10 protein-coding genes, 1 tRNA gene and 5 pseudogenes are annotated in these 12,380 nt (G+C 57.2%); 8 read left to right on the top strand and 8 right to left on the bottom strand.

Annotated elements, in window-relative coordinates; all coding sequences use genetic code 11:
* Positions 1-31: 31 nt before the first annotated feature.
* The gene (locus GGI60_RS04685; RefSeq protein ID WP_183912188.1) at positions 32-1,387 is read right to left on the bottom strand and encodes a DUF882 domain-containing protein; all 1,356 of its coding nucleotides are present in this window, start codon (positions 1,385-1,387) and stop codon (positions 32-34) included.
* Positions 1,388-1,737: 350 nt separating this feature from the next.
* Between GGI60_RS04685 and GGI60_RS04680 the strand changes: the two genes are divergently transcribed.
* Positions 1,738-2,640 (top strand): GNAT family N-acetyltransferase, encoded by a 903-nt coding sequence (locus tag GGI60_RS04680; protein ID WP_183913842.1) that lies wholly within the window; start codon positions 1,738-1,740, stop codon positions 2,638-2,640.
* A gap of 300 nt (positions 2,641-2,940) precedes the next feature.
* Here the strand turns inward: GGI60_RS04680 and GGI60_RS04675 are convergent, their stop codons facing one another.
* A complete protein-coding gene (locus GGI60_RS04675; protein WP_183912190.1) occupies positions 2,941-3,228 on the bottom strand; it encodes a DUF1236 domain-containing protein in 288 nt (95 codons plus the stop codon).
* 263 nt (positions 3,229-3,491) lie between these two features.
* On the opposite strand from GGI60_RS04675, the gene GGI60_RS04670 reads away from it, so the two are divergent.
* Both GGI60_RS04670 and GGI60_RS31885 read left to right on the top strand, forming a co-directional pair.
* Entirely contained in the window at positions 3,492-3,965 is a 474-nt protein-coding gene (locus tag GGI60_RS04670) for a hypothetical protein (RefSeq protein WP_183912192.1), read from the top strand.
* Positions 3,966-5,038: 1,073 nt separating this feature from the next.
* Positions 5,039-5,134 (top strand): annotated as a pseudogene (locus GGI60_RS31885) (dihydrofolate reductase); the annotation flags it as partial.
* Positions 5,135-5,178: 44 nt separating this feature from the next.
* Here GGI60_RS31885 and GGI60_RS04665 read toward each other — a convergent pair.
* Complete coding sequence (locus tag GGI60_RS04665) at positions 5,179-6,246, bottom strand: cyclic nucleotide-gated ion channel (RefSeq protein WP_183912194.1); 1,068 nt, start codon at positions 6,244-6,246, stop codon at positions 5,179-5,181.
* 317 nt (positions 6,247-6,563) lie between these two features.
* Between GGI60_RS04665 and GGI60_RS31880 the strand changes: the two are divergent.
* Positions 6,564-6,844: pseudogene (locus tag GGI60_RS31880) on the top strand (sialate O-acetylesterase); the annotation flags it as partial.
* 51 nt (positions 6,845-6,895) lie between these two features.
* Here the strand turns inward: GGI60_RS31880 and GGI60_RS04660 are convergent.
* Positions 6,896-7,579, bottom strand: a complete 684-nt coding sequence (locus tag GGI60_RS04660) for a phosphatase PAP2 family protein (RefSeq protein ID WP_183912196.1) — start codon at positions 7,577-7,579, stop codon at positions 6,896-6,898.
* A gap of 258 nt (positions 7,580-7,837) precedes the next feature.
* On the opposite strand from GGI60_RS04660, the gene GGI60_RS04655 reads away from it, so the two are divergent.
* Positions 7,838-8,074: a DUF982 domain-containing protein gene (locus GGI60_RS04655; protein ID WP_183912198.1), complete on the top strand. Its 237-nt coding sequence runs from the start codon at positions 7,838-7,840 to the stop codon at positions 8,072-8,074.
* Between the two features lie 865 nt (positions 8,075-8,939).
* Positions 8,940-9,656, top strand: coding sequence for a Crp/Fnr family transcriptional regulator (locus GGI60_RS04650; protein ID WP_183912200.1), 717 nt, complete (start codon positions 8,940-8,942; stop codon positions 9,654-9,656).
* 133 nt (positions 9,657-9,789) lie between these two features.
* On the opposite strand, the pseudogene GGI60_RS31875 reads toward GGI60_RS04650, so the two are convergent.
* Positions 9,790-10,014, bottom strand: a pseudogene (locus GGI60_RS31875) (hypothetical protein).
* A gap of 5 nt (positions 10,015-10,019) precedes the next feature.
* Positions 10,020-10,330, bottom strand: a pseudogene (locus GGI60_RS31870) (SOS response-associated peptidase); the annotation flags it as partial.
* Between GGI60_RS31870 and GGI60_RS04645 the strand changes: the two are divergent.
* Both GGI60_RS04645 and GGI60_RS04640 read left to right on the top strand, forming a co-directional pair.
* A pseudogene (locus GGI60_RS04645) lies at positions 10,320-10,653 on the top strand (ATP-dependent DNA ligase); the annotation flags it as partial. The pseudogenes GGI60_RS31870 and GGI60_RS04645 overlap by 11 nt on opposite strands.
* Positions 10,654-10,866: 213 nt before the next feature.
* On the top strand, positions 10,867-11,178 hold the full coding sequence (locus GGI60_RS04640; RefSeq protein ID WP_246720294.1) for a hypothetical protein: 312 nt from the start codon (positions 10,867-10,869) through the stop codon (positions 11,176-11,178).
* Positions 11,179-11,306: 128 nt separating this feature from the next.
* Here the strand turns inward: GGI60_RS04640 and GGI60_RS04635 are convergent.
* A tRNA-Arg gene (locus GGI60_RS04635) sits at positions 11,307-11,383 on the bottom strand.
* A 202-nt stretch (positions 11,384-11,585) separates the two neighbouring features.
* The gene (locus tag GGI60_RS04630; RefSeq protein ID WP_183912202.1) at positions 11,586-12,368 is read right to left on the bottom strand and encodes an ATP-binding cassette domain-containing protein; all 783 of its coding nucleotides are present in this window, start codon (positions 12,366-12,368) and stop codon (positions 11,586-11,588) included.
* Between the last annotated feature and the right edge of the window lie 12 nt (positions 12,369-12,380).

Raw genomic sequence — 12,380 nt, 5'->3', positions numbered from 1 at the left:
TCAAGGGCGCAGCGCATCAACCTGAATGCGGTCAACCCTCCGGGGGCAATGTAAACCGGCCGGCATCGAACGGGCGTCTGGCTGCGACCGGGGTAAAATCCTCAGCTGACGTCGCGACATGAGCCTCACGATGAACCGTGCGGGGTGAGACACGAGGCGTACTTAATCCCATCGCCTCGCCGGGAGAATGCAGCGCCCATTTCATCAGCGCCGCCTCGGATGTCGATCCGAGGAAATTGGCTTCTTCCCAGGAAGCGGTCATGGGCAGAAAGGCGATCATAGCAGCGCCCGGCCTGGCGGTCTCCGCTGCAACAAGGCGGGGATGGAAGCGGGCGTGGGCCGGCAATGCCGTCTGTCTCTCCGGAAGTGCGGCAATCGGGCCGATCGAGGCAGTCTTGAGTTCGTCGTCCGCGCCCGGATCATGCGCAAGGGCAGGCGGGCGCATCGCCGGTATCGGAATCGGCAAGGATGAAACATCCGGAACCGCGCCTTCCTCATCCCGCTCGCCCGCGCCGGTCTGCAGCGCAAGCGCATTCAAGGCCCGGCTTTTCGGCGTCGGCAGAAGCGCCGTCACGAGCTTGCCGTTGGTGGCGTCGCCGCCCGGCGTGGTCGATGCTCCAGCGTCTTCGTCGTCGCCAGCGGTGCTGGCGATCTCTATCGAGGTGGAACTTACGCGTTCTCTGTAGTTCGCAACCGCCTGATTATATCCCGGCAGCGGCCGGCCATCGGCCGGAAGATGCATCGTCTGCCCGTTCGGGAATATCCGGGCGAGTTCCTGCCGCGACATGCGCGGCCAGGCCCTGACATTGCCGACGTCGAGATGCACGAAAGGCGATCCGGAGGTTGGATAATATCCGACACCGCCGACCTGCATCTGCATGGCAATCGCACGCAGCGTCGCAAGTTTGACGCCCGGAACGTAGAAATCCAGCGCCTTACCCAGCATGTGCTGGCTCTTCTTGGCGACACCCGTGCTGCGCGAGCGGTTGCGGAGCATGTTGTTGGTGGCAGGGGAGCGATAGGCGGAAACGACGTGGATGTAATCCTTACCGCCGCTGCGCTTATACACCTCCCAGACCAGGTCGAGCAGCCGGGGATCCATCCGGGTAGGCTCGTTCCTTCGCCAGTCGCGCAGAAACCGGTTGATCTGCGCAAGGCCTTTAGGATCGAACTTTCCATCCCGCTTATAGGTAATCGTCGCCTTCTCGCCTGTATGGGTAAAGAACAGCTTCAGGGCGCGATCTTCCGCTGAGGCCAATGATGCGGAACCGACAAGCGCGGGCAGCGCAAACAGAGCCGGCAGAATGGTCTGCGTTGCAACGCGTTTTGCACGCGACAGAAGCACGGCAATTCCGCCCGACAATCCTTGCACTGAATACGTCAACACCACCAACCGTCCTACATCAAACCCTCAACGACGGGCGGGGACGCCGCAGCCATCGGGATTAGTAAAGCCAGTTTATGGTCAACAAATTGCTAACATGTGGATGTGGAAGTTCGGTCAACGTCAATGTTGGATGCCGGGCGCCCGATCAAGAAAATTGACGCAGCCGGCAGGACGAAACTGACAACTCCTATGTTATCGTCACGATCTTGGCGTTGGAAGATCGTGCCGGTGGCTGAAGCATCGAGCCTGCGTTCTCCCTGCGCGGCCAAAGCGCCAGACGCGAAGAGTCTTCGGTGGAGACGACCATCGTTCCCTCGCGCTCAGTCGCGGAAAGATTGCGGGGTTATCCAATGCCGCTTGCCTACAGGCCTGCCCGGCCGGAAGACTTAGCCGCCAGCGATGCGTTGGTGGTCGCCAGCATCAACGAGCTGACTGTCCGGCATGGCTTCGGGCCGATGGCGATGGCAAGCCCCCCAAACTTTCAGCTGTTTTCGCTCAAGGATGATCCGGGCGGCCTGTGGCTCGCCGAAGAAGGCCGTGAAATTGTCGGCTTTGCCTGGAGCTGGGTTTGCGGCGATGTCTGGTTCCTCGCTCAGTTGTTCGTCGATCCCGCGCGGCAAGGGCAGGGTATCGGCAATGCGCTGTTGGAACGAACCCTCGAGCACGCCCGAAAATCGGGCGCCGCGCATAAGGCGCTCATCACCTTCACCTTCAATCGCGTCTCGCAGGGGCTCTATATCAGGCACGGGCTCTTTCCGAAGATGCCGGTCTATTTCTTCAATGGCGAGCGCGAGCGACTAAGACGGACATTGCCTCAAGCGCCGTTCCGCGCCATCGCCATCGATAACAGTGCTGCGACCATGGCCAGCATTGGGGCGATCGATGGCCGTGCCATCGGCGTCTCGCGCGAGAAACATCACCGCTATTTGTTCGATGACCCGGCGATCACAGGGCGCTTGCTCTATGCCGACAATGATCTGGTCGGTTACTGCTACGTGGGCGTTAATGGGCATATCGGTCCGCTCGCCGTGAAGCGAGCCGACGTTCTTCACAATGCCTTTGCGACGGCCTTGACGCTGGCGGCGGATGGCCCTGCCGAGAAGATTTCGGCGTTCCTGCCGGGGACATGCGACAGCGCCTTGAGCCTTGCCGTCGATCAAGGCATGCGGATCAGCTTTCCGATGCTGTTGATGGCATCACCCGGCTATGGCGACTGGACGCATTATCTGCCGCGAAATCCGGGTTTCATGTGATCAGAACGGATATCACCATCGCTCCGAATACACCACTGTCTTCGTCTCGGGACGACCACAGCAACCCGCGAAAATCAACCGCGAATGATGAAGTCGAAATTCCACGAACAACTAGCTCCTTGGTGTCTGGAATGCCCAAAGGAGACCCCGCGGCTACGACGTCGGGTTGATGCGGCTGGCTGAGGTGGATGCCATGCTGAATTCAACTCTCCCGCTCAGAGCGAACGGTACCTAATGCGAACGAAGGTTGAATGATAGGAAAATCGCGGGCCTTGGAAGCAGGCCCGCGATGCTTCCAACTTATTTGATGACTTCAATCACCGCGCGGGTCTTCGGATTGACGAGCACACGTTTTTTGTTGACGACTACATAACCGTAATCAGGTTGATCGGGAATTGTGTGGATCTCGACCGTGTCAGGAAGCGCCGTACCGACTGCGACGTCACCTTCAAAGGTGACGGATGGCGTGTCCTGTTTTTCGACATAGGTCCTGACCTCGCCAGGAACGACGACCGTCGTCGTCTGCGCGACCGCCGCTCCTCCGAGTGACAGAGAGAGCCATGCCGCAGAGATGACCAGTGTTTTCATGTTATCCTCCCAGGATCTTGAACGTGCTGGTAAACTCCACCGACAGGATATGGTTCCTCGCTACACGGAATGCCTGCGGGCAGGCTTAATAGGCGACGTTAGCGTTCTCTCTCGTGCATGCCGCATGGGCAGGAATCCTCAGCCTGAAAATGGGACGGCTTTCAGATAGTCATGCCGAGGCGGCAGGCTTTTCCGCGCCGTGGGCACGCTCTCTTGCGGATCCCCGTGCCAACGTCTGGGTGGAACCGCAGGGGAGGGAGCCAATGGGCAACGACGATAGTACCTACGGTTCACCTTCACATGGCTTCACCGGTTCCTCCCGTCGAGGTGCCGACAGCTCGGCACGGGAAGTCATGCGTGCATTCGAGGACGGCCTTAATCTGGTATGGTTTACGCTTCTCGCGAGGCACGGCACTTTTGCCGGAGCATCCTTCATGATCCGCGAGCAGAGACGAGCGGAATGGTTCCTGATCTCCGGAATGATGTCCCATCCGACGCCGCAAATCGGCCGCAGTTTGGGTAAGCGCGTTCAGCACGTCGTCGCATCATCATGCGAAAGCCGCGACGTTGCGCTGGTCGCAGACCATCTGCGAGCAATGGGAGCCGCTGCGACCAGATTGGAAAACTTTCTTGCGTGCACCCGGCGTTCAATCCCATCGGGCCTGCAGACGATGCCAAGTGGGTATATCTCGATCGGAACAAGGCAGAATGGGGCGACGGCTACACCAGCCGTTTGACATGGCTTGCCCGGCAGAGCGCTACAACCCCACACCCACGATCCTATCGCGGTCTGCCAGAGCTCGACTATCCGTTCCCCGACCAGGCCGTTACCGTCACAACATGCGGCCGCATCTGCTACAAGCGAAAGAAGATCAATCTCAGCCTCGTCTTTGCCGGCCGGGCCGACGGCATCAAACAGCTCGAAGACATATCTGGCTCGCCAGCTTCATGGATTACGATCTCGGATACTTCGATGACCAGACATGCAGGCTCGAATCGCTGCCGAACCCTTTCAGCGCGAAAGTGTTACCTATGTCTCAGGAATAAACAGTAACCCATGTGTCCACAATGGACCCCACGAAGGAGTGGCGCACCCGACGCGATTCGAACCTGTGACCTTTGGAATCGGAATCCGACACTGTATCCAGCTGAGCTGCGCGTGTATGCCTTTGCCGGCCTCACAATCGGCGGCATTGTCCCACATATGAGTGACGGGGCGGTGACTTGGGTGCGGCACTGGCCAAAGATCAACTGAACCGTGTCGTGCGCTTTGGATAAAAAAAGCCCCGCCAAGACGGGGCAATTAGTTGAGGATGAAACCGCGCGTCGGAAGTCAGAGGCCCGCGAGCGCAGGCATCTTGCGCGGTCTCAATGCTATAACGTTTGGCGGCCATCCTAGTTCCTGTGCGATTTAGGACAGATAATTTGCTCTCGAAGCAACGATTCCGTCCGCACAAAAGAAACCCCGCAAGAGCGGGGATCAAGGAATGGGGGTGTTTGTGAGCACAACGCATTGTGGCGCCGCAACGACTACTTTGCACAAGCTGGAAATTTTTTCAATAATATTACTTTTAACAGTTCTACGTCCACAAATGTGTTTTTCAACTAATGGATCTATTTTTGGATTTCGCACGAAAACACAAATTGACTTCTACTTGCAGTAATAATTCGTATCATTGGGGAGGGCTGCTCAGCGATCACTTGCTCACCCCAAGCATTGTATCTCCTGTACGTTGGGCGGCCACTCTCGCTCTCACAGTCAGCCACACCAATCGTTGCGCTGCTTAGGGCTCCAGCTGCGAGCGAAGCCTTCAAACCGGCGGGCCGACAGCTTCCACTGAATGTACTCGACAGCACGACGACCGCGGCCGGCGCAGTTATCCTGCGCTATGAGCCGGTCAAGGCGCAAACTCCACCGGCCGCGGCAATGCCGCAGTCATCAGGCTTTGATTATTCCTTCGGCGGCCCGCTCCGCCGCTCCAGCGCCGTCTTGCGGATGGTCTCCGCGATCTCCGGACTACTGCTCGACAATATCTGGAAATCCACGGCATAGAGCGACAGCAGCGATACCTCGGTTGCTGCGCTGACCGTTGCTGAGCGAGGATCGCCACTGATCAGCGCCATCTCGCCAAAGAAGTTTCCGGCGCCGAGTTCCACTGGATGGTCGGGTGTCGCCACGGTGACCCGCCCCTCGACAATGAAGAACATCTGATCGCCAACATCGCCCTTGCGGCAAATCACGGCACCTGCGGGGACAATGCGCGGTCGCAAGGCCCGAACGATCTCGATCAGTGCAGCGGAACCAAGCTTCTGGAACAGGGGTACGGAAGCGACCAATTGCCAGTTGCGAACGAAGTCTTGCCGGCGAACCTCTTCGTAGAAGCCGGTGGCGAGGATGCCGGCCCAAAGAGCAAAAATACCGATCCCGCTCATCATCACCAATCCGGCCAGAACTCGACCTGCAAGGCTCTGCGGGATCTCGTCACCGTAGCCGGTCGTCGACAGCGTCACGACCGCCCACCACATCGCCTGCGGAATGCTGCCGAACCTATCGGGCTGGACGTCTCGCTCGATGATATAGCCGGCCAAAGCAGCGCCAAAAAGAACGATGCCGAACACCGATGTGACGCCAAGCAGATTGCGCGATTCATTCGCGACCACCTTTGCCAGCAGCCTGAAGAAGGTCGAGTCGCGCAACGGTTTGAGAAGCCAGACGGCGCAATAAAGGTCTCGATCACGGGACCCAATGAACAAGAATGCAGCAGCCGGAACCAGAACCGCGAGCAAATCGATCACGAGGGCCGTCATCCCCCCCGACAAGCGGCGTCGTCGTGAAAGCAATGTGCCGCCCAGTTGGAGAACATAGGCCAGCCAAATTGCCGCAAGTAGCAGCTCAAAGACAAGCCTCTCCTGTCCAGTAACGCCCTGCGTCGTCAGCGCCGCAACGACCAAGAGACCGATTGTAGCGAACAGCGCGTTGAGCGGCGTCGATATCTTTGAGAAAGGCACTGCCGACATTACATACATACTCCCAACGCTCGGCATTCGTGGACAATAGATACCTTCGGGCCACACGCATGGGAACGGGGGGACTGATGCAATGTGTCTTCGCACCAAGGAATTTGGCAGCCGGAATCGCGTTACAACGTTTCACAGGGAATGTAGATCATCCGAACAACGAACGGGAGCCTGTGGCCTTGCTGACTGTGCGACGCTAACGGGGCGGCGGCTGCATCAGGCCAAACCCAATGCTGCCATTCGCTCCGAACTTACCAGCAATCGAGACTGGCTGAATCCTATTCTGCCATGCTCACCTTCCGGCGTCGATGCCCAGGTCCGGCTATTGGATAACAAGCGTCCTCTGGGTGCAAGGAGAGCGGACCTCGTTCTAGGCTCCACTGCGGAGGCATATCAGGAACGCTTCCTGTCGATGGTTAACACATTGCGTCAGCACGGCGTGGAAGCACCCGTTTGCATTTCGATCGCATCGAAATGCCTGGAACCGAGCAATGGCGGTTTCAAAGAGCATATTCCAGATAATCCGGTCGTGCGGGCGCAACTGGCGCTGTCAAGAAGCGGCCAAGGTATCCGAGAGGGCGTGGATTCCGACGCGTTGCGGCCTGCAGTGGGAGGGTGGGCCGTTTATCCGAGTTCGTCAAACTCGCAATCACGAGATGAGGTGTTGAATGGCCCTTCCAACGAGCCGCAGTTCGTCGAACTGCGTCACAAATTCATAGGATATGACAAAGAAACCAGAGAAGAACAAACCTGGAAAGCGCTCCTCAACCGTTAGCACATGCGGCATCAATAGCTTCTGAAGAGGGCGCGCTACCAGAAGGGCTGCGCACACGCCTACAAAAGCGCCACCCAGGATGTCGGTCGCATAATGATAGCCAGCATAGATGCGCGGTAGGCAAATCACGAACGTCGACCAGATGAAGCAGGCCGCACCAAGCGGTCGGGATGCGCGCCACATCGTTGTCGATACCGCGAAGGTCAGCGCGGCATGGTCACTGGGGAAGGAACTCCAATGCTCAAGCGTTTTCGGATCAACGCCCAAAGGCAGCACGAAGTCGGGATTGCCTGAATGCAGCGGCCTGAGACGCTCGGGCAGAAACAGTTGTATGAGCCGAGATAAGCCAATTCCGAAGAACATATCGATGACGCATTCGACAACAACTGGCTTCCATTTATTTCGAAAAAACCATAGAAACCATAATAATATAAAAAGAGGCAGAAATTTTACAGTGTTCAAATCGAGAAAACGAATAATGAGCTTATTCGCTATAATCGACTTGGATGAATATTGACCCATCAGCTTCATCACGAAGGTGTCGAGACTATTCAGCATCGAGAAGCCAGCCAATTGTTTGGTTTGGATGATCCATGATGTTTACTTATGTCATCGTCCCCTTAAGACCACTTCGTGCCGCCGGCGACACAGCAATAGTGCTCGACGATCACGTTCGCTCCCGGCGCTGTCGAATGCCCTTCAATACTCATTGCGGAATGATCCCCTCGTTCCAAATGGTCACCGCCCGCCAGGCGTCCGCTTGGAACAGATCTTCCTAATGTACGTTTGTGGGAAGCCTGCCCCACGGAGGACGCCATGATCAGCATCTGGGACACGAACGTCGAATTGAAGATAGATGATCGTGTTCACGTCATCAGGAACGCTAGAGAGGCGATCGCATTCTTGAAGAAATACTGGCCCGACAAGAGAAGCGCGACCTATGCGAGAGTGTGGAAGATATGCCTGGACGCGGCGAGTGGCGTTGTTCCCGATGCGGAAGCGCGATCTGCGTTCGAGGCTGCGGCGAAGGAATCCGGCATCCTTCATCAGTGAGAAACTGGATCATGCCGCCACTCAGCCCACCCTGGAAGAGTGGCAAAGGATGAAAAAGATCGGAGTCTGAATTTTAGGATCGATCGGGTTCGCCACTAAGCCATGCGCTTTCTCTAAATTTTCGAAAGTGTCGGGCCGCGCGGAGAGTCGCTTGGGAGCGGACCGGAAAACTTGCCTCCGCACGACCCAACTCTTGGATGAGGTGGATCGCCAAGGAGAAAGGCACTATGCGATCCGAAAGTACTGACTTTCTCCCGCGATCCGGTGATTTAACTCTGCTGTCCCAATGCGGTTCCGGTACGATGCCGGACAGAAAAGCCCCTCACCTGGGGGCTTTGTCGAGTGTGTGTTGGAAATGTGGATAGGCCGCAGCTCCGCGGCACTTCCGGGCCCCGAACAAGGTAATTAAAAGAAAGTTACATTCGCCTCGGCGAATTCCGCTCGGGAGAAACCCCCGCCGGGGCGGGGAGTGCCCGGAGGGGGTGGTTTTCTAAGCAGAACAGCAACTGGTTGCATCATGATAAATCTATGAGGTTATTTTTGAAATTCAGATTAATTCGATGTTAAGTTTCCTTTCGCTCTTCAAAGGTAAAGCGGTCGATTTTCGATGTGTGCGGTTCGTGACAAAAGTCCTCGCCTGGGTAACAAAAGTAAAACTGTCCCCTATTCTTTGGTATTGAAGACAAGGCCGCTCAACGATCTGGTGCTGTCATCCCAGGCATCCAATTCTCCTGTGCGTTGGGCGGCCGCTTGATCTGGTCGTGCGTAACGGGATGAAAGCGTCCGTACTCGCAATGTATCAACCGTTATACTTGGCTCTAGGCTGGACCTGCGTTGGCCTTTCCCACTAACATAGGATGTTGCGATGTCGGCTCCCAGACAGCACCTTTTAAAGAACAAGCTTCTGAACATTTTGCCTGAGCAAGACTTCGTCCCTCTTGCACCGCATCTGGAACTGGTGGCCCTTCCACGGGGCTCGATAATTGTCAAAAGAGGTGAGAACTTCGAGCACGTCTATTTCCTGGAGAGCGGCATTGCCTCTCTTGTTGCAACCACTCCCGCGGGCAACCAGGCGGAGGCGGGCGTCTTCGGGTTCGAAGGTTATGTCCCGACCACAGCCATTGCCGGTGTTGACAGCAGCACCCATGACATCAGCATGCAATGGGATGGTGAAGCCCACCGCATGAGCTATGGAAACTTCCGGGTCGCGATGGAGGAGAACCGCAACCTTTGGAAGGTCATCATCCGCTCCATTGAGGTCTTCTCGGTCCAACTCGCCTACACCGCAGTCTGCAACGCAGTCCATGACGTCAACGAGCGCTTGGCGCGATGGCTGCTGATGTGCGACGACCGCATATCTGGCAATCGGTTGCCCGTTACCCATGAATTCCTGTCCATGATGTTGTCGGTCAGGCGCGCCAGCGTGACGACGGCATTACATGTGCTGGAAGGCAACGGCTTCATCCAATCCGAGCGCGGCATTGTCGTTATCAGAAACCGCGAGGCGTTGGAAGAATTCGCTCACGATGCTTACGGCATACCCGAGTCAGAGTACCGTCGGCTGATGACCGGGCTCTTCTGAAAGACCGAAGAAACGGCGTTACCTCAGTCGGCAAAAGGATCATCAGCTACATCGGTCATTCCGCCGCCGAGACGTCGGATTCGCAGTGTCGCAGTCGACGGCCGTCAGCGAGTGCAGAGGATCAATCCAGCAATCATCGGTCAACGTACCGGCGCTCGGCCGCCTCGAGCTTGCTCCTCAGCGCCTGTTCCTGCTCATAGGTTTTGTGCGGGAAATGCTCCCATCACCACCAGCGGACCGGAATTGCCTTGGTTGGACTGTGGCTGAATCCTCCGCACTCTCGGGAGCCTTCCTCCTCGCAATAGTGCTCAAAGTGTACATTGGCGCCGGGCGCGGTCGAATGGTTGGTAATGCTCATGGCGTCTATAGCAAACTTGTTTGCACCGGTTCCCCGGCGTTGCTGATGATGCTCGAGCCATAGGCCTCGCGCGATATCACCTTGATTGCGTCGTTCGGCAGCGGAAGAGCGAGCGCCTTTGCCTCTTCCCATGGCGCGCGCATGCAAACGTCGACTTCCTCTTGCGTCAGCAGCAGGACAGGCATTTGGATCGGCTTGACGACACCGTTGGGATCGGTCGTCAGGAAGGCGTAAAGATCGTCTCTCGTTAGACCGTCTTTGACTTTCCACCCTCTTCCTTGCTGGCCGGGTCCGGCTCGGCGAATCTGGTCACTGGCTACGAGAAGTCGACAGCATCGTCCGAATGCATCAGCCGTCTTCTGCTCGCCGCTCGCAGAGGTAGTGAGTTCGTCTTTGTCGGGGAGTGGGAACCGGCTTCATGAAGCGTTCCGCCGCCGAGCTCCGTGAGCAGATGGACAAGCTGTTTATCGGCAAGCCCGCAGTCGATACCAGCAGAAAGCGCAATACAGTCTACATGCGTCCGGAGCTTGTTGCTGAGATCGAATATCTAGGATGGACTCATGACGCGAAGCTGCGACATGCGTCGTATAAGGGCTGCGGGAGGCGCAGGATCACGCCGCGGTTTATGAGATGGAATGAGAATTACAGCCTCACGCAATTGAGGCAGCTTAGGCATCGCTGCACGAAAGGAAAAATAACGATGCTGCGGGCGCTTCTGAACACACGTATGCAAGTTTGCTTAAAAGCAATTTTTCTTCTGGCAGCTATTGGGTTGAAGCCAGCAGCCGCTAGCCTCCGTGTCCTCCGCGGAACGAATTACTGGCGAAGGCGACGGTCGTCGTTGAGGCACGCGTGAAGTCGCTGTCGATCGGAGAAGCAGGTTTGTTGCCGACGGACCCCAACGATTCGACCCGGATGATACGGATCAACTGGAAATCACGCGGGTTATCAAGGGCAAATACCCACGTATGGAAGCAACCGTGTACGGGGTCGCCTTTCCCCGCCTTTATGGAACTGGCCACGATGGCGTTGATTACCGGCCTCGGTGGTGACGACACGTTCGAATGGGAACTTTCACGGAACGAACTAGGTCCTGGTTTGGAACTCTATTCGATGAACAACTGCAGCTATTACAAGTTCCCGGATGATTTATTTTCCCGCTAGTCGTCGGGTTCGTCACATCGATATTAATGCTGTTCCATCCACATGGCCATCGTCGTCCAGCTCATGCACCGGCCGATAGGTGTTCTTCTCCAGTTCATGCTATATGTCCAGAATGGACCTGAGAAATATGGCGCACCCGACAGGATTCGAACCTGTGACCTTTGGAATCGGAATCCAACACTCTATCCAGCTGAGCTACGGGTGCATGCCTGAGGCGGTTTGAATCGCCTGCCCGATGGGTGGTTCTTAGCCTAGCTTGCGGCCGGCTTCAATGGTGAAATTCTCAGAAATACCGATGCTTGCGGTTTGGCACGTGTTTTTGTGTGTCAGCCTCTCGGTGCGTATAAAAAACTCCGCCGGCCTTGCGGGCGGCGGAGCGGTCCTCGGGCGATGAGAGCTTGCAGCGCTCAGATCTGCATGGCGCCGGGGCCGGGGATGGCTTTCGGCGGCACCTTGCCGAGGATGATCATGCCGAGCACCTCGTCCTTGGTCACATCCTCGGTGCGGGCGTGGCCCACCACCTGGCCGTTCTTCATCACCGAGACGCGGTCGGCGAGGTCGAAGACGTCGTGGATGTCATGGCTGATGAGGAAGATGCCGATGCCTTCCTTCTTCAGCTGTTTGATCAACTCGCCCACCTGTGCCGTCTCCTGCGGCCCGAGCGCTGCCGTCGGCTCGTCCATGATCAGGATGCGGGCGTTGAAGAGAATGGCGCGGGCAATCGCCACCGATTGCCGCTGGCCGCCCGAAAGCGCCTTCACCGGCTCCTTGAAGCGCTTGAAGTTTGGGTTGAGGCGCCCCATTACTTCGCGGGCGGAAGCCTCCATCGCCACGTCGTCGAGCGTACCCCAGCGGGTTTTCAGCTCGCGGCCGAGATAGAGGTTGGCGGCGGCGTCGACATTGTCGGCGACGGCGAGCGTCTGGTAGATCGTCTCGATCCCGTATTTCTTGGCATCGCGCGGGTTGCGGATGTCGGCCGGCTCGCCATTGATCAGGATCTCGCCGGAGTCGCGCTTGTAGGCGCCGGAGAGGATCTTGATCAGCGTCGATTTGCCGGCGCCGTTGTGGCCGAGCAGGGCGACGACTTCGCCGGGGTAAAGATCGACCGAGGCATTGTCCACGGCGTGGATGCCGCCGAAGGCGATCGAGATGTTTTTCAGTTCCACGAGGGGAGTGCGGTGATCAGTCATGTTTGAGGCTCC

The sequence above is a fragment of the Rhizobium lentis genome (assembly GCF_014200175.1).
Taxonomy (GTDB): domain Bacteria; phylum Pseudomonadota; class Alphaproteobacteria; order Rhizobiales; family Rhizobiaceae; genus Rhizobium; species Rhizobium mulingense.
This window is presented reverse-complemented; position numbering and strand designations above follow the sequence as displayed.